This window comes from Pectobacterium versatile (assembly GCF_003932035.1).
GTDB lineage: Bacteria > Pseudomonadota > Gammaproteobacteria > Enterobacterales > Enterobacteriaceae > Pectobacterium > Pectobacterium versatile.
In genome coordinates this window covers 3,084,803-3,103,545 of the sequence record NZ_CP034276.1, presented here as the reverse complement: position 1 = coordinate 3,103,545, position 18,743 = coordinate 3,084,803, and the positions used below count along the sequence as shown (strand labels likewise).

The 18,743-nt window shown below is 48.7% G+C and carries 20 protein-coding genes; 7 read left to right on the top strand and 13 right to left on the bottom strand.

Annotated elements, in window-relative coordinates; translation table 11 throughout:
* Nucleotides 1–9: 9 nt before the first annotated feature.
* The 7 genes from EIP93_RS14075 (at nt 10) to flgL (ending at nt 7,352) form a co-directional block, all read left to right on the top strand.
* The gene (locus EIP93_RS14075) at nt 10–765 is read left to right on the top strand and encodes a flagellar basal body rod protein FlgF (RefSeq protein ID WP_039485730.1); all 756 of its coding nucleotides are present in this window, start codon (nt 10–12) and stop codon (nt 763–765) included.
* Between the two features lie 27 nt (nt 766–792).
* Entirely contained in the window at nt 793–1,575 is a 783-nt protein-coding gene (gene flgG / locus EIP93_RS14070) for a flagellar basal-body rod protein FlgG (RefSeq protein ID WP_039359858.1), read from the top strand.
* Nucleotides 1,576–1,754: 179 nt separating this feature from the next.
* Nucleotides 1,755–2,468: a flagellar basal body L-ring protein FlgH gene (gene flgH, locus EIP93_RS14065; RefSeq protein ID WP_039545081.1), complete on the top strand. Its 714-nt coding sequence runs from the start codon at nt 1,755–1,757 to the stop codon at nt 2,466–2,468.
* A gap of 16 nt (nt 2,469–2,484) precedes the next feature.
* Nucleotides 2,485–3,594, top strand: coding sequence for a flagellar basal body P-ring protein FlgI (locus EIP93_RS14060; protein WP_039545079.1), 1,110 nt, complete (start codon nt 2,485–2,487; stop codon nt 3,592–3,594).
* Entirely contained in the window at nt 3,594–4,556 is a 963-nt protein-coding gene (gene flgJ / locus EIP93_RS14055; protein ID WP_125232867.1) for a flagellar assembly peptidoglycan hydrolase FlgJ, read from the top strand. Before EIP93_RS14060 ends, flgJ begins: the two co-directional genes overlap by 1 nt.
* 125 nt (nt 4,557–4,681) lie before the next feature.
* Nucleotides 4,682–6,364, top strand: coding sequence for a flagellar hook-associated protein FlgK (flgK, locus tag EIP93_RS14050; protein WP_103971967.1), 1,683 nt, complete (start codon nt 4,682–4,684; stop codon nt 6,362–6,364).
* A gap of 31 nt (nt 6,365–6,395) precedes the next feature.
* Complete coding sequence (flgL, locus tag EIP93_RS14045; protein ID WP_102118443.1) at nt 6,396–7,352, top strand: flagellar hook-associated protein FlgL; 957 nt, start codon at nt 6,396–6,398, stop codon at nt 7,350–7,352.
* Between the two features lie 359 nt (nt 7,353–7,711).
* On the opposite strand, the gene fliR is transcribed toward flgL, so the two are convergent.
* The 13 genes from fliR to fliF form a co-directional block, all read right to left on the bottom strand.
* Entirely contained in the window at nt 7,712–8,497 is a 786-nt protein-coding gene (fliR, locus tag EIP93_RS14040) for a flagellar biosynthetic protein FliR (protein WP_125232866.1), read from the bottom strand.
* Nucleotides 8,498–8,499: 2 nt separating this feature from the next.
* Nucleotides 8,500–8,769: a flagellar biosynthesis protein FliQ gene (gene fliQ, locus EIP93_RS14035; RefSeq protein WP_010279609.1), complete on the bottom strand. Its 270-nt coding sequence runs from the start codon at nt 8,767–8,769 to the stop codon at nt 8,500–8,502.
* 20 nt (nt 8,770–8,789) lie between these two features.
* The gene (fliP, locus tag EIP93_RS14030) at nt 8,790–9,485 is read right to left on the bottom strand and encodes a flagellar type III secretion system pore protein FliP (protein WP_170310007.1); all 696 of its coding nucleotides are present in this window, start codon (nt 9,483–9,485) and stop codon (nt 8,790–8,792) included.
* Between the two features lie 77 nt (nt 9,486–9,562).
* On the bottom strand, nt 9,563–9,985 hold the full coding sequence (gene fliO, locus EIP93_RS14025) for a flagellar biosynthetic protein FliO (RefSeq protein ID WP_125232865.1): 423 nt from the start codon (nt 9,983–9,985) through the stop codon (nt 9,563–9,565).
* Nucleotides 9,985–10,398, bottom strand: coding sequence for a flagellar motor switch protein FliN (fliN, locus tag EIP93_RS14020; protein ID WP_102118447.1), 414 nt, complete (start codon nt 10,396–10,398; stop codon nt 9,985–9,987). Before fliN ends, fliO begins: the two co-directional genes overlap by 1 nt.
* A complete protein-coding gene (gene fliM, locus EIP93_RS14015; protein WP_125232864.1) occupies nt 10,391–11,404 on the bottom strand; it encodes a flagellar motor switch protein FliM in 1,014 nt (337 codons plus the stop codon). The genes fliN and fliM overlap by 8 nt, the downstream gene beginning before the upstream one ends.
* A 5-nt stretch (nt 11,405–11,409) precedes the next feature.
* On the bottom strand, nt 11,410–11,889 hold the full coding sequence (gene fliL / locus EIP93_RS14010) for a flagellar basal body-associated protein FliL (RefSeq protein WP_103971973.1): 480 nt from the start codon (nt 11,887–11,889) through the stop codon (nt 11,410–11,412).
* 155 nt (nt 11,890–12,044) lie between these two features.
* On the bottom strand, nt 12,045–13,340 hold the full coding sequence (locus EIP93_RS14005; protein ID WP_125232863.1) for a flagellar hook-length control protein FliK: 1,296 nt from the start codon (nt 13,338–13,340) through the stop codon (nt 12,045–12,047).
* A complete protein-coding gene (gene fliJ / locus EIP93_RS14000) occupies nt 13,337–13,783 on the bottom strand; it encodes a flagellar export protein FliJ (protein ID WP_095699926.1) in 447 nt (148 codons plus the stop codon). The genes EIP93_RS14005 and fliJ overlap by 4 nt, the downstream gene beginning before the upstream one ends.
* 8 nt (nt 13,784–13,791) lie before the next feature.
* Nucleotides 13,792–15,162: a flagellar protein export ATPase FliI gene (gene fliI / locus EIP93_RS13995; RefSeq protein WP_103971975.1), complete on the bottom strand. Its 1,371-nt coding sequence runs from the start codon at nt 15,160–15,162 to the stop codon at nt 13,792–13,794.
* A complete protein-coding gene (fliH, locus tag EIP93_RS13990) occupies nt 15,162–15,884 on the bottom strand; it encodes a flagellar assembly protein FliH (protein WP_125232862.1) in 723 nt (240 codons plus the stop codon). The genes fliI and fliH overlap by 1 nt, the downstream gene beginning before the upstream one ends.
* Nucleotides 15,877–16,869 carry a flagellar motor switch protein FliG gene (gene fliG / locus EIP93_RS13985; protein WP_039485692.1) on the bottom strand — a complete coding sequence of 331 codons (993 nt, stop codon included), beginning with the start codon at nt 16,867–16,869 and terminating at the stop codon, nt 15,877–15,879. Before fliG ends, fliH begins: the two co-directional genes overlap by 8 nt.
* Nucleotides 16,866–18,584, bottom strand: coding sequence for a flagellar basal-body MS-ring/collar protein FliF (gene fliF / locus EIP93_RS13980; RefSeq protein WP_103971977.1), 1,719 nt, complete (start codon nt 18,582–18,584; stop codon nt 16,866–16,868). The genes fliG and fliF overlap by 4 nt, the downstream gene beginning before the upstream one ends.
* Nucleotides 18,585–18,743: the final 159 nt, after the last annotated feature.

The following is an 18,743-nucleotide window of genomic DNA, read 5'->3' as shown; positions in this document are numbered from 1 at the left end:
GGACATTGCATGGATCACGCGATTTATACGGCAATGGGTGGCGCGAGTCAGTCATTGGAAAAGCAGGCAATTACTGCGAACAACTTGGCTAACGCCTCAACGCCGGGTTTTCGGGCACAGCTTTCCGCACTGCGTGCTGTACCGGTAAATGGGCTGACACTGCCCACCCGAACGCTGGTTGTCGCTTCAACGCCTGGCGCTGATATGACTGAAGGCGTGATGAATTATACTGGCCGTGCAATGGATGTCGCTTTACCGAAAGAGAGTTGGCTGGCAGTGCAAACGGCTGACGGCGGTGAAGCGTACACCCGTAATGGTAATATGGAGATCAGCGCTGATGGGCAGTTGACTATCCAGGGGCGTGTTGTGATGGGCGACGGTGGACCGATTGACATTCCTCCGCAGGCTCAGATCAGCATTTCTGCTGATGGTACAATTTCTGCTCTTAACGCTGGGGATCCACCGAATACGATTGCCCAGTTGGGGCGCTTGAAGCTTGTTAAGGCTACCGGACAAGAAGTTGAGCGGTCTGATGACGGATTATTCCGCTTGACGCAGCAGGCTCAGCAACAACGTGGTAATGTTCTGCAAAACGATCCTACCGTGCGTATTATGCCAGGTGTGATCGAGGGCAGTAATGTGAACACGGTCGATACGATGGTCGATATGATTGCCAATGCTCGTCGCTTTGAAATGCAGATGAAAATCATTAGCAGCGTCGACGATAATGCACAACGCGCTAATCAGATATTAGCAATGGGTTAAGCGCCGAGTGCGCACAGGAGTGAATAAATGATCCGTTCTTTGTGGATTGCAAAAACCGGCTTGAATGCTCAGCAAACCAATATGGACGTTATTTCCAATAACTTGGCAAACGTCAGCACCAATGGTTTCAAGCGTCAGCGTGCGGTATTTGAAGACTTGATGTATCAAACAGTTCGTCAGCCTGGGGCTCAATCTTCAGAGCAAACCATGCTACCGTCCGGCTTGCAGCTGGGTACCGGTGTTCGTCCGGTCTCAACAGAGCGTATTCATACTCAAGGGACCTTTTCCGAAACGGGTAACTCTAAAGACGTTGCGATCAAAGGTCAGGGATTCTTTCAGGTTCAGCTGCCTGATGGGACAACGGCTTACACGCGTGACGGCGCCTTCCAGCTTGATGGTAACGGCCAGTTAGTGACGTCCAGTGGTTATCAGGTTCAGCCAGCGATTACCGTTCCAGCGAATGCGACGGAACTGAATATAGGCCGTGACGGTATTGTCAGCGTTAAATTGCAGGGGCAGGCGGCAACAAACCAGATTGGCCAGTTGACACTGACAACCTTTATTAACGATAGCGGCCTTGAGAGCATGGGCGAAAACTTGTATCTCGAAACCGCGAGCTCTGGCGCGCCGAATGAAACAAACCCAGGGTTGAATGGCGCGGGTCTGCTGTATCAGAAATATGTCGAAACCTCCAACGTCAATGTGGCAGAGGAATTGGTATCGATGATTCAGACTCAGCGTGCTTACGAAATCAACAGTAAAGCTATTTCTTCTTCTGACCAAATGTTGCAGAAATTGACCCAGCTGTAATGGTAGGTAGCCTACTAATTTCAGGCGCGAGAGCGGGTGCTCTGGTTGCCTGATAGTAGCAATATAGACAGTTAACGAGGTAATGATGGCCATAAGCACCCGATGAGTGGGTAGTATGGTTTTGATTTACCGCGTGAATAGGTGAAATAGATTAATTTAAGGCGATATCCGCAGTGATAATGAATGCAAAGTCGGTTATCAAACCACTCCGCCGACACCGTCTGTTGGCATTGATCGCGATGTTAGCACTTAACGGTTGCGCCTATATTCCGCATGATAAAGTTGTCACTGGGCCTACGACTGCTCAGCCTGGATCGCCCGTATTAGCGGGGCCAAATGGTTCTATTTTTCAAACTGTACAGCCGATGAATTATGGTTATCAGCCGATGTTTGAGGATCGTCGCCCACGAAATATTGGCGACACATTGACGATCGTGCTGCAGGAAAATGTGAGCGCGAGTAAAAGTTCGTCTGCCAATGCAAGTCGCGATGGTTCATCCACGTTTGGCCTGACTGCGGTACCGCGCTATCTTGAAGGGCCGTTGGGTAATAACCGAGCCTCCCTGAATGCAACTGGAACAAACGAATTTACTGGGCAAGGTGGTGCGAATGCAAACAACACCTTCAGCGGTACGATTACGGTCACCGTGGGTCAAGTCCTTGCTAATGGCAACCTGCAAGTCGTTGGCGAAAAACAAATTGCCATCAATCAGGGAACAGAGTTTATCCGTTTCTCTGGCGTAGTAAATCCGAGAACCATCAGCGGTAATAACTCGGTGCCATCAACGCAGGTTGCGGATGCGCGGATTGAATATGTCGGTAACGGTTATATTAACGAAGCGCAAAACATGGGCTGGTTACAGCGGTTCTTCCTCAATGTTTCTCCGTTCTAAGCTTAAGAGGCCTGCCATGCGGATTGCATCATTTTTCACTGTACTGCTGACGTTACTGACGCTGAATATTGTCCCTGCGTCGGCAGAGAGAATTCGCGATCTGGTGAATATCCAGGGCGTACGCGGTAATGCCTTAATTGGTTACGGTTTAGTGGTTGGCCTAGATGGTTCTGGCGATCAGACTATGCAGACGCCGTTTACCACGCAAAGCTTAACTAACATGCTTTCTCAGTTAGGGATTACCGTTCCTGCTGGAACCAACATGCAGTTGAAGAATGTGGCTGCGGTGATGGTAACGGCGGAACTCCCGCCTTTTGGCAGATCAGGCCAAAATATTGATGTTGTTGTGTCTTCGCTCGGTAACGCAAAGAGCTTGCGAGGCGGAACGCTGCTGATGACCCCATTGAAAGGGGTAGACAACCAGGTTTATGCACTGGCGCAGGGGAACGTTTTGGTTGGTGGTGCTGGTGCCTCCGCTGGTGGGAGCAGTGTTCAGGTTAACCAACTTGCAGGCGGACGAATCAGTAACGGTGCGGTTATTGAGCGGGAGTTACCGAGTACGTTTGGCACGTCAAATACGATAGTACTGCAGCTGAAGAATGACGACTTCTCAATGGCGCAGAAAGTCAGCGATGCAATCAATCGTTCTGGATATGGTGGTACAGCGACGCCGCTGGATTCTCGTACCATTCAGGTACTTGCCCCGCATGGCAATAGTTCTCAGGTTCGTTTTTTGGCCGATGTCCAAAATATTGAAGTCAACGTCGGTATTCAGGATGCCAAGGTAATTATTAATTCTCGTACCGGATCTGTCGTAATGAACCGCGATGTCACGCTGGATAGCTGTGCTATCGCCCAGGGTAACCTCTCCGTGACGATCAATCAGCAGGCCAACGTTAGCCAACCTAATACCCCATTTGGGGGGGGGCAGACGGTTGTGACTCCGCAAACAGAGATCTCGGTTCAGCAAGCCGGCGGTGCTTTACAACGTGTTAATTCCAGCGCCAACCTCAACAATGTCGTGCGTGCATTGAATTCCTTAGGCGCGACGCCGATGGAGCTGATGTCTATTCTGCAGGCGATGCAAAGTGCTGGCTGCTTGCGTGCCAAACTGGAAATTATCTGATGAGTGATATGCAGACGCTGAATAACGCGGCCTATGATGCGCAGTCCCTGAATACGCTGAAGCGTGAAGTTTCAGGTAATCCTCAAAGCAAAGAGGGCATCCGCGCGGTTGCGCAACAAATGGAAGGCGTGTTTGTACAATTGATGATGAAAAGCATGCGTTCTGCGATTCCGCAGGACGGGCTTTTCAACAGCGATCAGACGCGTCTGTATACCTCAATGTATGACCAGCAAATTGCTCAAGAGATCTCAACTAAAGGCAAGGGGCTTGGGCTTGCGGATGTCATGGTTGAGCAATTGACTCGGCAATCACCAGATGCTACGGCGGCTAAAGCCGCTGTTCCCTCTGTTCCATTAACATTTGATGGTGATGTGCTTAAAAGCATGCCAATGGCGGCTGTGGAACAGATGGTACGTAAAGCGCTGCCCAAATTGCCCACTACGGGTTCAGCGTTGCCGCTATCCGATAGTAATTTTGTGTCTCAGATTTCCTTACCCGCTCAGATTGCCAGCCAGCATAGCGGTATCCCTCATCACCTGATCATCGCTCAGGCTGCGCTTGAATCTGGCTGGGGACAGCGTGAAATCCCTACCGAAGATGGGCGCCCAAGCCACAATTTATTCGGCATTAAGGCCGGCGGCAGTTGGAATGGACCAACCACTGAGATAACTACGACAGAATATGAGCAAGGTGTGGCTAAAAAGGTAAAAGCCAGCTTCAGAGTTTACGATTCCTATATTGAAGCTATTGGCGATTATGTGAAATTGTTGACCAATAACCCACGCTACTCTGCTGTGATGAGTGCCGGAACGGCTGAGCAAGCGGCACATGCATTGCAAAAAGCGGGTTATGCAACGGATCCGCAATATGCTCAGAAACTGGTTAATATGATCCAGCAAATGAAGCATTCAGGTGAGAAAGTGGCAAAAGCTTACACTCATGATTTGAGCCGGCTATTTTGATTTTTTTATTCAAGATTTACGCGCCCTGACCGATAAAGTATTTAACTTATGTGGCGTATTTGCTGCTTTCAGCATTTGGTTAATCGCGCAGGGCGGAAAAGCCTGTGTAAAAGGAACAACACCCTATGTCCAATTTAATTAATACGGCGATGAGTGGCTTAAAAGGTGCACAGGCCGCTCTTAGTACAGTCAGTAACAACATTAGTAATCAAGCTGTTACTGGGTATAGCCGGCAAAATACCATAATTGAACAAGCAATTAGCAGCAGCACATCCGCTGGATATATGGGTAACGGTGTTAATGTTGTTAGCATTGACCGTCAATATAATCAATTTATTACCAACCAGCTACGTTCTGCGCAAACGACAAGCAGTTCAGTTACCGCTTATTACGAGCAGATTTCCAAGATTGATAATCTGCTGGCCAGTAGTACGACTAGCCTGTCATCAACCATACAGGGCTTCTTTTCTAACCTGCAAAATCTCACCAGTAACGCAGGTGATTCGTCGACTCGTCAAACTGTATTGGGCAAAGCTGAAGGGCTGGTAAACCAATTCAAGGTCACGGATAAATATCTGCGTGACATGGACAGTGGGCTGAATACGCAGATTCAAAGTACTGTTGGCCAAATTAATACGTATACCGATCAGATCGCATCGTTAAACAACGAAATCACGAAACTAATGGGCGCAAATAGCGGCACGATGCCTAATGATTTGCTCGATCAGCGCGATGTATTAGTCGATCAACTTAATAAGTTAGTGGGCGTTGATGTCGTTATTCAAGATGGAACGGTTTATAACGTTGCGTTAAAGAATGGTACCAACCTCGTTCAGGCAGGCACAAGCAATCAGTTAGCCGCAATAGGTTCCAGCATCGATCCGACTCGCCTTACCATCGGATATAAAGATCAGACAAACGATGTTGTCACGTTGAATGAGAGTACGTTAACGGGCGGTTCATTAGGGGGATTGCTCTCCTTTCGTTCAGAGACGCTGGATGGGGCACGCAATCAGCTAGGGCAGTTAGCGCTGTCATTTGCTGATGCATTTAATGTTCAACATCAAAAAGGTTATGACCGTGATGGCGTTAAAGGCGGTGATTTCTTCTCTTTTGGTAAAGCGGTTGCCCTGAATGACAGTAAAAACAGTGGTAATGCGGTACTAACACCATCTTATACCGATACCAAAGACGTACAGGCAACCAATTATTCGATTAAATATGATGGCGCTAATTGGCAAGTGACCCGTTTATCTGATAATTCAAAATTTACCGCCGCAGTAACAACCGCAGGGGCTCCGCCCGAGAGCAGTCTGAATTTTGATGGCATCAAAATGAGCATTACAGGGACACCTGCAACGAATGATAGCTTCCTGCTTAAGCCGGTCAATGACGCTATTATTGATATGTCAGTAGCTATTTCTGATCCGAATAAAATTGCAGCAGCATCTGCTTTTGATGCAACGGGTAATTCTATTCCTTTCGGTGGTGTGAGTGATAACACCAATGCTAAAGCATTGCTTGCTCTGCAGAATGAAAAAATAGTAGGTCGCAAAGCGAGTGTTTCCGGTGCATACGCCAGCTTGGTTGGTGCGATTGGTAACCAGACCAACACGCTGAAGATAAATAATACATCTCAGCAAAACGTTGTTAAGCAACTCACAGCAGAACAGCAGTCCGTATCCGGTGTAAACCTGGATGAAGAATACGGCGATCTGATGCGTTATCAGCAATACTATATGGCCAATGCTCAGGTCATCAAAACAGCCCAATCCATATTCGATGCGCTTTTAGCGGCCCGTAGCTAGTTTGACCATTTAATAAAGAGGAATTAATACCATGCGCTTAAGCACCAGCATGATATATCAGCAAAATATGCAAGGCATTATTAATGGTCAGGCAACGTGGCAAAAAACGGGTGAGCAGTTAGCAACGGGTAAACGTGTCGTAAACCCATCAGATGATCCGATTGCAGCAGCGAATGTTATTATGCTTGGCCAGGCTCAGTCGGAAAACAGCCAATATACGCTAGCACGTACGTTTGCTAAGCAAAGCATGTCATTGGAAGATTCTATCTTAGATAAAAGTGTCATCACTATTACCTCTGCCTTAACTGAGGTGATTAGCGGCGGCGGTATTAAGAGTGATGATGATCGCAAATCACATGCGACAGCGTTGCGCGGTATGAAGGCTGAATTATTGAATCTGGCGAATAGCACCGATGGCAATGGCAATTATATTTTTGCCGGTTATGAAACAGACAAAACGCCTTTTGTTGAGGGAGCTACAGGCGTTAACTATGTCGGCGGAGATAAAGCGATTTCACAGCGTGTCGATGCTGCTAGAGATATGAATGTCAGCCATGTCGGTTCTGCCGTTTTCCTTGAGGCAACAGGAGACGCGAAGAAAGAACCTGATGGCACCACCGTTCAAAAAGATTTATTTAAAACGCTGGACATTGCAATTAAGGCGCTTGAAACCCCGCTTGATGGGGCTGATGATGCAACCAAAGCCGGTGTTGCTGCTGCAATGGATACGGCCAATCGCGGTTTAAACAATACTTTAAATAATGTTTCCGCTGTTCGTGCAGAGTTAGGGATTCAGCTCAATGAGATTGATAATCTTGATGCAATTGGTAAAGATCGCGATGTGACAAATAAAGCGACATTATCACAGTTGCAGGATACAGACTGGTATGAGGCGATTTCATCCTACATCATGCAGCAGTCTTCTCTACAGGCTTCTTATACGGCTTTTCAGAATATGCAAGGCATGTCGTTATTCCAGATGAGATAGTAGTAATAGTTTTTCTATTCTACTTTACGGTTTGAATACGCTTAAACCGGGCGTATTTTTTAGGCGTGTCACTCCTTTTATTATATTGAATGGATGACATGCCATTTTTTATCCCCCCAACATCCTCAATTCCCTCTGACATTCTCTTTTATATAACGCCTATTATATTAGTGCATGGGCTGTTTTAGTGCATCGCTATCTGACGCACTTTCCTGGCGCGATTTTGAAAAAATCACAGCGTCGTATAGCCATAGGACGAGCTACAGTAGCAAACTGTAAGGATGTTGGGGGAATAAATATATGCGCCTGGTGTCCGTATTGGCCTCACTTCGACCACTACGGATTGATATAGGGAACGGCTAAGAACTTGATAGTTGAGTGAGAATGTCAGCGAGTAAATCGAATACTTCGCTGAATAAATGCTCTGCAAAGGGTGGGATAAGAGGAAGTAATAAACCTAACGTCATGATTCCCACCGTGAGAGTAATCGGGAAGCCAACGACAAATATCGAGAGTTGGGGGGCCATACGGTTAAGCATGCCTAATGCTAGGTTGATGGTCAGTAATAGCGTTATGATGGGCAATGCCAACATCAGCCCATTAATAAAGATTAACCCGCCAGCGCGCGCAAGAGCAAGAAAGGCATGACTGTTAATCGGATTAACACTGACGGGCAGAGTATAGAAACTATCTGCTAATAACGAAATCAGCCAGAGGTGCCCATCAAAGGTTAAGAACAATAATATCGCGAGAATATTCATGAAGCGGGCAATTATTGGCATGTTCGGGCCACCAGTGGGATCAAAGAAGGTCGCAAAAGCGAGCCCCATTTGTAAGCCAATGAGTTCGCCAGCATGGCGAATAGCGGCAAATGCTAACTGCATTGACAGGCCGAGAGTAACACCGATGAGAATTTGCTGTATTAACAGCCATACGCCCATGACGGAAAAAATAGGCGTGGTATTTAACGGTAAATAGGGCGCAACAAGCAGGGTAATCATTACTCCCAAACCGATTTTTACCCGATTGCCAATTGCTCTTTCGTTAAAGACCGGTGCGGTGCTGATCAGGGCAAGAATTCTGACAAAAGGCCAGAAAAACTGGCTGACCCAATTCACCATATCCCAACTGTTAAATGTCAGCATGCTTACCCAATAATATTAGGTAACTGGCCGAATAGCGTACGCATATAGTCCAGCATGAGGTTTAACATCCAGGGCCCAGCGATCACTAAGGTGAAGAAGACTGTTAGGATTTTAGGGATAAACGACAGTGTCATTTCGTTTATCTGAGTGGCAGCCTGCAAGAGACTAATAAGCAACCCGCTGAGTAGTGCTGCCATCAACGGAGGCGCCGCCAACGCCAATGCTACTTTCATTGCTTCATAGCCAAGCGCCATCACCGATTCTGGTGTCATAGTCGCATTCCTCTATCCGTCTAACTATAAAAACTTTGGGCTAATGAACCGAGTAGCAGCTGCCAGCCATCGACTAATACGAAAAGCATGAGTTTAAAAGGCAACGAAATTGTTGCCGGAGGAACCATCATCATACCCAGCGCCATCAATACACTGGCAACAACAAGGTCGATGATAAGGAAAGGAATGAACACGGTGAAACCAATTTGGAAAGCGGTTTTTAGCTCACTTGTCACAAATGCGGGGAGAAGTACACGCATAGGTACTGCTTCAGGTCCCTGAATCTCTGGAATTTCTGCCAGCCGGGTAAATAACGCCAGATCGGTTTCCCGGGTCTGCCGCAGCATGAACTCACGCACAGGTTCCGCGCCACGTTCTATGGCGACTTCCATGCTGATTTGATCCTGACTGAAGGGAAGATAGGCTTCGTCATAAACGCGGTTTAATACTGGCGACATGATGAAAAATGTCAGGAAAAGCGTCAACCCGAGCAATACCTGGTTCGGTGGTGCGGTTGGTGTACCCAGCGCATTACGTAACAAACTCAGTACAATGATGATGCGGGTGAAGCTGGTCATCATTAGCAGTGCGGCAGGAAGAAACGTTAATGACGTGAGGAAAACCAGCGTTTGTACTGATAGCGTCCAGCTCTGCCCACCGTTAGGTAGCGGCTGCGTCACAATTCCAGGAAGCTGTGCCCATACGGATGGTGCCATGAATAATAAACCGATGGCTAAACCATAGCGCAGTGTGCGAAGCAGGGCGGTGATACGAAAATAATTAGGCAAGGCACTCATTCCGATTTTTCCGGACGCTTTAAAACTTTCTTTAACAGTTGATTGAAATCTACCGGCTTGGTATCGCCAGTGGAGGAACTGTCGTTGGTTGGTTGTGCCGGCAGTGTATGCAGTGGCGTGATTTGCTGAGCCGTAACACCTAACACCAGCCAGGTATTATCAACCTCTACAATGACGACACGTTCACGCTGCCCGACAGGGCAACTTGATACCACTTTTAGCAACTTGTTTTGCTTGGCTTGGGGAGCAAAGCCGAGTTTGCGAGCCAGCCAGGCAATCAGCAGAATAAATAATAAAATACCAGCGAGCACGCTACCAACCTGTGTCAGTAACATGCTGCCGGTAAGTGGTGGCTCAGTAGCAAGTGTTGACTGTTGACTTGCTACTGGGGCCGGAGAGGATATCGAGGCTATTGCCATTAACGACTCAGGCGGCGCATACGTTCGGATGGTGTCATGATATCTGTAATACGGACACCGTACTTGTCAGATACCACAACCACCTCGCCTTGGGCGATGAGATAGCCATTAATCAGGATATCTAACGGTTCACCGGCTAAGCCATCAAGTGCAACAACAGAGCCCTGAGTCAGGCGCAGTAATTCTTTTATTGTCATTTTGGTCCGGCCAAGCTCAACGGTGAGTTTGACAGGGATGTCCAATATCAGGTCGATATCCTGCAGAGCACCCAACGGATCATGACCCTCTAGCGCCTTAAAAATACCTTCCGTTGTCGGGGCCGGTTTTTCTGCAGCCTGCTGCTCGTTAAATGCATCAGCCCACAGATCGTCCACTGATTCCTTGTCGTCGGACGGCTTCTTGGTGTCACTCATGGGGCTGTTCCTCGTTATCCAGAGAATTCAATATAGGGTTAATCAAATGTTCAACACGCAGGGCATATTGCCCGTTCAATGTGCCATATTGGCTGGTCAGCACGGGCACGCCGTCAACATGAGCGACTATTTTATCAGGTTTGTCGATCGGTAAGACATCGCCGGGCTGTAGCTTCAGAATCTTGGAGAGGCGCAGCGGAATATCAACAAAGCTTGCAACTAATTCCAATTCAGAATGTTGTACCTGCTTGGCTAAGGTGTCCCGCCAGCTCTGATCTTCCTGGCGTGAGTTTTCCAATGGTGGGTTGGCGAGCAATTCGCGCAACGGCTCGATCATTGAAAAAGGAATACAGATGTTAAATTCACCTGTCAGCGAACCGATTTCAACATGAAACGGTGTCGTCACGACGATATCATTAGGTGACGTCGTGATGTTGGTAAACTTGACCTGCATTTCTGAACGCACGTATTCGATGTCAAGTTTGTAAATCGCATTCCAGGCTTCGCCATAGGCTTCCAGAGCCAGGCGTAACATACGTTTGATTACTCTTTGCTCTGTGTGGGTGAATTCGCGGCCTTCTACTTTCGTCGGAAAACGCCCGTCACCGCCAAAAAGGTTATCTACAGCTATAAACACCAGGCTCGGAGAAAACACAAACAATGCAGTACCGCGTAGCGGTTTTAAGTGGATAAGGTTCAGGTTTGTCGGTACCGGAAGGTTCCTGGCAAACTCATGATAAGGCTGGATCTTAATTCCACCCACGGTGATATCAGGGCTACGGCGCAACAGGTTAAATAATGACATTCTGAACTGGCGAGCAAAACGTTCATTAATGATCTCTAACGCCTGTAAACGCTCGCGGATAACGCGTCGCTGAGTATTCGGATCATAGGGCTTAACGCCGCCATCCGTTTTTGATGCCGCATTTGCTTCAGCGTCACTATCACCGCTGTCGCCGTTTAATAATGCATCAATTTCTGCTTGTGAAAGAATACTATCGCCCATAATGGTTACCGCAGTATAAAGGCCGTGAACAGAACATCAGTAACGACCTGGTTAGGTTGACCAGGAACTAATGGTGGGCTTAGCACTTGCTTAATTTGCTCTATCAGCTTTTGTTTACCTTGCTCATTGGCAAGCGCAATCGCGTCCTGACGAGAAAGCAGTAATAATAGTCTGCTGCGAACTTCTGGTAGATAATTCGTAAACCGTGTACGCGTGGCTTCATCGGGTAACCGCAGCGTGAATCCAACATATAACACGCGATCAGGGTCATTATCTGCATTGACGAGATTAACGGTAAAGGTATCCAGTGGCATGAAAACAGGCTCTGGCGGTGGCGGTGCTTCCTGCTCAGCCGTTGCCGCATTTTTCTGACTTAATAGCCACCAAGCGGCGCCCGTAGCACCAGTTGCAGCGAGAGCAACGATAATCAGTAGTATTAGCCAAATAGACCGTTTACGTCCTGGTCGAACTTGCATATCAGACATAGCCAAAGATAGTTCCCGTTACTTATCGATATTTATTGCTGGATGAAACCAACAATAAATAAATGCGTAATGTCGATGATTATCCTGCCTATTGCAATGTTCAATACAGAGAATAGGCAGGGAAAATCGTGCTAACTTATTCGTTTACTTCACTTTCAGGCAAAGATATCAACGCCGTTGACCGATGATGCCATTGATCTTAACTGTTCTGGTACGTCTAATAATTCACTTGTGCTGTCTGATGAATGGCCAAATTGTTGTTGGTAAGACGGGCCACGGTTGTTGCCATCGTTGTTATTACCCGCCATTTGCTGCTGCCAGGCAGAGGAATCACTACCTACGCTGCTCTGGCCAAGGTTAATTCCGCTCTCTGCCATCGCATTACGCAGGTGCGGCAGCGCAGCTTCCAGCGCTGAACGAACCTGACCGCTTGCTGAAGCCAGATGAATTTGAGCCTGATTATCATCAATTTTTAGACTGATGTGCAGGGCACCCAATTCCTGTGGGTTCAAACGTAACTCTACGGTCTGTTGACCATTACGGCTGAACATAATGATTTGCTGGCCCAATGCATCTTGCCATTGCGGTGAACCAAATGGTGCATTCAGTTGTGCGCTAGCTGCCTGAGGGGCTGGGGTGGTCGTTCCCACTGATGCCGGCTGAATATGCATAGCCTGTGCGACAGGCGGCGTTGTTTGAGACGCGCCATTGCCTAACGCAGAGACTGATTCAGACACATTGCGATCGCCTGCAAGGGAGTTTGGCGTCGTTAGCGCAAACTTTGCAGACTCATCCGCAGATTCGGTGGTTGCAGATGAGGTTTGCTTGGCTGCATGATGCAGATCGCGTGATATGCCAGCATCTTTATCTGGCATCACTGAAGAGTCGAGTAATTTTGCCAGCGTGCCTTTAGCACTTTCACCCGTATTGTTTAATAACGATGCGGACGCCTCATTCTGGCGTTTAGCGTCAATAAGCCCTGGAATCATTACCCCTGCATTTACGGCAGTTGCTGCAATACTATCAGCGGCAGGTTGTGTAGGAAGCGGCGTTGTCTGCAACATAGCAAGCAGTGCCTGCATGGCGATAGCGTCATTTGCCGTGCTGTCACTCTCTTTTTTGTCCAGATTCTTAAATTTCGCCTGCCCTACAATTTCTGGATTTTGCTTACCCGCTGTAATCGTTGCTCCAGTGAGAGAACTGAAGGAAGAAAGCAGGGCATTTAAATCGTCACGGCTCAGCGAAGCATTATCTTTCCCTAACGCGCTTAGCAGGGCTTCTTCGTCTACTTTATCGAGCGTTTTTTTACCCGAAGTATCGGCTACTTGTGATATGCGTTTGCTCAACAGATCAACAAAATCTTTTGGCAGCTCACCCTGTGTCAGTAACGAAGCGGAAGAACCGCTTGTATCACTGGCAGTGGTAGCTATAGGTAACGCGGACAGATTCATGATTCTGCTTTCCTCTGTGAGGCCCGTTGGGCAAATTCATCCATTTGTTTTTGTTCTATTTTGTTCTCTTTAGCAAGCTGTCTTGTCAGTTCGCGATCCTGCAGTTTTTCAAATGCGTTCAAGCGTTGCTGTTTTTCTTGCCAGGTCTTCATTGCTAAATCTAAACGTGATGTCCACTGCGAGAGCTGTTGCCTGTGTTGCTCAATTGCACCGTCCAACGTTCGGATGAACTGCTGATAATTTTGCCAGCTATTATTTGCCATACCAGAGGACATCGTCGAGTTCAATTTTTGACGATAGTCATCCTGATAGTTTAACAGCATATTGAGCTGCTGCTCGGCCTGTTGATGTGCCTGACGCACTTGACCCAACTGGCCTGCTGCTTTCTCAACGTCCTTCTGCGCCAGTTCGCGTAGTGTAACCAGCGGTGACTGGGTTTTCATCTGCTCTCCTACTCGTTACGAGGGAAAATAGTGTGCAACGCCTGGCAGGACTCTTCATAGTTACTTTGTTCAAACATACCCTGCTGCAAGAAGGCTTCCAGGTGCGGGTAAAGCCGAATTGCTTTATCAAGCATAGGGTCGCTGCCTGCGGCGTAGGCACCAACACTGACTAAATCACGGTTACGTTGGTAGCTGGATAGTAACTGTTTAAACTGCCTGACAGAAGCATAATGACCTTCATCGATCAGCGCTGTCATCGCACGACTAATCGATGCTTCAATATCAATTGCCGGATAATGGCCAGACTCAGCTAATTGACGTGACAATACGATATGCCCGTCAAGGATGGCGCGAGCGGAGTCAGCGATAGGATCCTGCTGATCGTCACCTTCTGTTAGAACAGTATAGAAGGCGGTGACTGAACCACCTCCATGAATACCATTCCCTGCGCGCTCTACTAGCGCAGGTAATTTAGCGAAGACAGAAGGGGGATAACCCTTGGTTGCTGGCGGTTCGCCAATCGCTAAAGCAATTTCACGCTGTGCCATGGCATAACGCGTGAGCGAATCCATGATGAGCAGAACGTGATGCCCGCGATCGCGAAAATCTTCAGCAATACGCGTGGCATACGCGGCACCCTGCATTCTTAATAATGGAGAAACATCAGCCGGTGCGGCAATAACGACGGAACGCGCTCGTCCTTCCGTGCCCAGGATATTCTCGATAAAGTCTTTCACTTCTCGGCCACGTTCACCGATAAGGCCAACAACGATGACGTCAGCCTGAGTATAGCGCGCCATCATACCCAACAGCACACTTTTACCTACCCCGGAACCCGCAAACAGACCCATTCGCTGCCCCCGACCCACGGTAAGCAATGCGTTTATGGCTCGGACACCTACGTCCAGAACACTGTCGATAGCCGTTCTTTGTAATGGGTTGACCGGTGGCGTAATCAGCGCTGCGCGATAGCCTGTATCCGGTGCGGGTAAACCATCCAGCGGTTTCGCGCTACCATCCAGTACTCGACCCAGTAATTCAGGACCTAATGGCAATTGCTTCCCCTGGCTACTGCTATCTTGGCCGACACGGGCGTAGACACGTGCTCCAGGGGTAATACCTTCGACTTCTTCCAGCGGCATGAGGAAGAGTTTTTGCCCGTTGAAACCGACCACTTCGCTTTCGATTTCTTCAACCTGAGAACCATTCTGCCGTTCAATGAGGCAGGTGGCGCCTAGGGGCATGTGTAACCCAGTTGCTTCCAACACCAAACCTGTCGCCCGGGTTAAGCGGCCGTAACGACGCACCGATGGTGTCTCGTCAATACGCTTCTCAAATGAATCGAGAGAAGAGAGCCAGCGTCCGAGGCGTGAAGTCATCATAGTTCTCCTGGTGCGGCTAAGCGGCAAAGTTCATGCCAGCGTGTTGCCAGGCTGGCATCTAGATCGCCTTCTTCCGCACTGACTTTGCAACCACCAGGATGGAGTTGGCTATCAGCAAGTAATCTCCAACCATGTAGGCTGAGAGTCGGGCCTAAATACTGTTCAACACGTTCCAGATCTGAAGGGTGAACGCGCAGTTGCGTCTTACCTGAAAAAATAGGTTCTTGCTGGAGCAGATGTTGTATCTGACCGAGCAGCGCATTACCGTCGCATACCGGAGGTTGCCCCAGAATCTGCTTGGCTGCGGTCAACGCCAACTGCATCAAACGAGCAGGGATCACACTGTCGAGTGTATCCAGCGTCTGTTGGAATTCGGTGACCATGTGCTGCATTTGTTCGATGATCGGCTGCTGCTGCTGCAAGGCGTTTTGTAAGCCCTGCTGTTGGCCTTTGGCTAACCCCTCCTGATAACCTACGTCATAACCTTGTTGATGGCCTTGCGCAAAACCCGCTTCTCGCGCCTGTTGCAGCGTACTTTCACGCAGAGACGCTAGCTCATCCTCTAAGGTAGGAGGAGCGTTCTCTTCATTGAAACGCTCCATTTCAGGCACTTCAGGTTCATTATTTACCTGATATGCCGGAACGGATCTTGAAACAGGTTCAGCCAGATCGTTGGGCTGCCAAGGCTGCCAGGCTAGGTTTTTGGGGGCGTTAGACATAAGCATCCTCGCCGCCACCGATAATCATCTCGCCGCTGTCTGCCAGTCGACGGACGATAAGCAGAATGGCTTTCTGTTCGTTTTCGACCTGCGACATACGCACTGGGCCGCGAGTTGAAAGGTCGTCGCGAAGAATTTCTGCAGCACGCTGAGACATATTGCGCAGGAATTTCTCGCGTAAAGGCTCTTCGGCACCTTTCAATGCCAACAGCAGAGACTCGGACTCGACTTCTTGCAGAAGGCGCTGGATACTGCGGTCGTCCACGTCCACCAGATTTTCGAACAGGAACATTTCGTCGATGATTTTCTGTGCCAGTTCGCCATCGAATTCGCGTACTGCATCGATAACCGCTTCTTCCTGCTGGGTTTTCATCAGGTTGATAATCTCAGCCGCAGTACGAACACCACCCATTTTGCTGCGTTTGAGATTCTGACCATCCAGCAAGCCATTCAGAACGTCTGTCAATTCTGCCAGTGCGGAAGGCTGAACGCCGCCGAAGGTCGCGATACGTAGCATAACGTCATGACGAAGACGTTCGTCAAACAGGGCTAAGATATCGGCAGCCTGAGCACGCTTCAGGTGCACCAAGATTGTTGCGATAATCTGCGGGTGTTCGTCGCGAATAAGGTCTGCGGCAATCTGCGGCTCCATAAAGTTGAGTGTTTCCATTCCACTCGTAGAGTCGCGGCTCTCCAGAATATCTTCCAGCAGGCTAGACGCTCGTTCTTCACCAAGGGCTTTGATAAGCACTGAGCGGAGGTAATCGCTGGCATTCACACTGAGAGCGGCATATTGCTCTGAGTCAGCCTCAAACTCCCTCAGGATTTCGAGCAACTGCTGTTGTGATACCTGTCTCAGGTTCGCCATTGCAGAACTGAGATGTTGTACTTCTTTAGTTGAAAGATGAGTAAACACTTCCGCTGCGCGGTCTTCACCGATGGTCATCAATAAGATGGCGCTTTTTTCTGTTCCTGTGAGGGTCATAGTTCAGTACTCATCCATTGACGGATTACCAGAGCGACAACGCGTGGATCGTTCTCTGCCATTTCACGTATGCGGTTACTTTGCATTTCTGCATTGACGCGTTGCTGCGATTTCCGCTGCTGTTCAACTTCCGAGCTACTCAAGTTGACCATAACATCGCTGTCTGTACCTTGAGACAGGGCCGCCGCCGCCAGCGCCGCTTCTTGTTGCTGTGCTTTTCTCTGCAATTGTGGACGAACCAGTTTACGCCACAGAATCCAAGCAACGATCAGAACCAGCAGCCAACGGCCAGCTTCCATCAGGAGATCGAAAAATGCCTGTTTTTGCCAGAAGGGGAGTTCGCCAGAACCGTCAGTGCTATCCATAAATGGCGTATTCACGACATTTAATGTATCGCCACGTTCAGTGGAGAAGCCCATTGCTTCGCGTGCTACTGTTTCAATCTGTTTGATCTGTTCTTCCGTCAGTGCAACTGGTTTGCCGTCCTCACCAGGAGGCTGGTAGTTAACAATAACGGCCGCAGACAAGCGCTTCACACCACCTGAACTGTGTTTGGTATGTAAGATCGTCTTGTCGACTTCATAGTTGGTTGTTGCATCGTTACGAACATTTGATGTCTGAATAACAGTATTTGCATTTGCCGCATTAGCTTGCGCACCTGCCGCATTGTTTTGGTTCTGCTGGCCAGCCTGATTGTTCGCATTGGCATTATTGGGCGGTGTCGCGATAGGGGCTGTAGGCGCCGGTGCGGGCTGATTGGTTAATGCACCTGGAACGCCACCGACGTTCGGGCCTCCTTTTTGCTCACTCTGGCTGGTTTGCTGAGAGCGAACAGCCGCTTTATCTGGCGGTTGGTTGGGTTGATACTGTTCGTCAGTTTGTTCGCGAGCAGAGAAATCGATTTGCGCGGTGACCTGGGCATGTACGTTACCCATGCCAACCATCGGTGCGATAATTGACTCTATGCGGCGTTGGTACATCGCCTCGACTTCGTTGCTGTACTTCAGTTGCGCAGCATTCAGATCGCGGCTGCTGCCGCCTGCCTGGGTTAACAGGCGTCCTGTCTGATCGACGACTGTAACATTATCTGGTGGCAAGCCAGCAACACTGCTGGAAACCATATAAACGATGGAATTGATTTGTCCTTCGTCTAATGCACGACCCGGCTGTAATGTCAGGGTGACAGAAGAAGAGGGCGCTTTTTGCTCACGCACGAACAGTGAAGGTTTCGGTATGGCAAGGTGGACTCGTGCTTTCTGAACGGGGCCGAGCGTTTCTATCGTTCTGGACAGTTCACCTTCCAGCGCACGCTGGTAATTAATCTGCTCGCTGAATTGGCTGATGCCAAACTTTTCCTGATCGAGCAATTCAAAGCCAACTGCGCCGCCTTTTGGCAGTCCCAGTTGAGCCAGTCGAAGTCGGGTCTCATAGACATTGGCAGCGGGAATCATGATCGCGCCGCCATTTTCCGCAAAACGATAGGGTATATTCAGCTTTGTTAATTCGCTGACAATCGCACCGCCGTCACGGTCATTTATATTACTATAAAGCACTCTATAGTCTGGACCTTTGGCCCATAGCGTCAACGCAACGACGATCGCAATGGTCGCAGCGGCTGCGATCAATAGCGGAATTTTCGGATTGGCGCGTAACCGGTTGAGTATTTCGCCAAAGCTATTTTTACCGGTAGCGGAGCCGGTTAATGAGGCGTTCATACTCTATCTCTGCTTGGTTGTTGAACGATATACTTAACGTTGTGACGTGACAAAACAGAACTCCCTGATTGCGCAATCAATAAAACATTTCGCCTACATTTATCGGCATGTCATTATTTTCCGTAAAAGAAAAATCGATGGGTCGATAAGGTGGCATTT

What these genes read in the sequence shown, in the direction of transcription:
- EIP93_RS14075 (WP_039485730.1), top strand. Translation starts at nt 10, where the DNA reads ATGGATCACGCGATTTATACGGCAATGGGTGGCGCGAGTCAGTCATTG.
- flgG (WP_039359858.1), top strand. Translation starts at nt 793, where the DNA reads ATGATCCGTTCTTTGTGGATTGCAAAAACCGGCTTGAATGCTCAGCAA.
- flgH (WP_039545081.1), top strand. Translation starts at nt 1,755, where the DNA reads ATGAATGCAAAGTCGGTTATCAAACCACTCCGCCGACACCGTCTGTTG.
- EIP93_RS14060 (WP_039545079.1), top strand. Translation starts at nt 2,485, where the DNA reads ATGCGGATTGCATCATTTTTCACTGTACTGCTGACGTTACTGACGCTG.
- flgJ (WP_125232867.1), top strand. Translation starts at nt 3,594, where the DNA reads ATGAGTGATATGCAGACGCTGAATAACGCGGCCTATGATGCGCAGTCC.
- flgK (WP_103971967.1), top strand. Translation starts at nt 4,682, where the DNA reads ATGTCCAATTTAATTAATACGGCGATGAGTGGCTTAAAAGGTGCACAG.
- flgL (WP_102118443.1), top strand. Translation starts at nt 6,396, where the DNA reads ATGCGCTTAAGCACCAGCATGATATATCAGCAAAATATGCAAGGCATT.
- fliR (WP_125232866.1), bottom strand. Translation starts at nt 8,497, where the DNA reads ATGCTGACATTTAACAGTTGGGATATGGTGAATTGGGTCAGCCAGTTT.
- fliQ (WP_010279609.1), bottom strand. Translation starts at nt 8,769, where the DNA reads ATGACACCAGAATCGGTGATGGCGCTTGGCTATGAAGCAATGAAAGTA.
- fliP (WP_170310007.1), bottom strand. Translation starts at nt 9,485, where the DNA reads ATGGCACCATCCGTATGGGCACAGCTTCCTGGAATTGTGACGCAGCCG.
- fliO (WP_125232865.1), bottom strand. Translation starts at nt 9,985, where the DNA reads ATGGCAATAGCCTCGATATCCTCTCCGGCCCCAGTAGCAAGTCAACAG.
- fliN (WP_102118447.1), bottom strand. Translation starts at nt 10,398, where the DNA reads ATGAGTGACACCAAGAAGCCGTCCGACGACAAGGAATCAGTGGACGAT.
- fliM (WP_125232864.1), bottom strand. Translation starts at nt 11,404, where the DNA reads ATGGGCGATAGTATTCTTTCACAAGCAGAAATTGATGCATTATTAAAC.
- fliL (WP_103971973.1), bottom strand. Translation starts at nt 11,889, where the DNA reads ATGTCTGATATGCAAGTTCGACCAGGACGTAAACGGTCTATTTGGCTA.
- EIP93_RS14005 (WP_125232863.1), bottom strand. Translation starts at nt 13,340, where the DNA reads ATGAATCTGTCCGCGTTACCTATAGCTACCACTGCCAGTGATACAAGC.
- fliJ (WP_095699926.1), bottom strand. Translation starts at nt 13,783, where the DNA reads ATGAAAACCCAGTCACCGCTGGTTACACTACGCGAACTGGCGCAGAAG.
- fliI (WP_103971975.1), bottom strand. Translation starts at nt 15,162, where the DNA reads ATGACTTCACGCCTCGGACGCTGGCTCTCTTCTCTCGATTCATTTGAG.
- fliH (WP_125232862.1), bottom strand. Translation starts at nt 15,884, where the DNA reads ATGTCTAACGCCCCCAAAAACCTAGCCTGGCAGCCTTGGCAGCCCAAC.
- fliG (WP_039485692.1), bottom strand. Translation starts at nt 16,869, where the DNA reads ATGACCCTCACAGGAACAGAAAAAAGCGCCATCTTATTGATGACCATC.
- fliF (WP_103971977.1), bottom strand. Translation starts at nt 18,584, where the DNA reads ATGAACGCCTCATTAACCGGCTCCGCTACCGGTAAAAATAGCTTTGGC.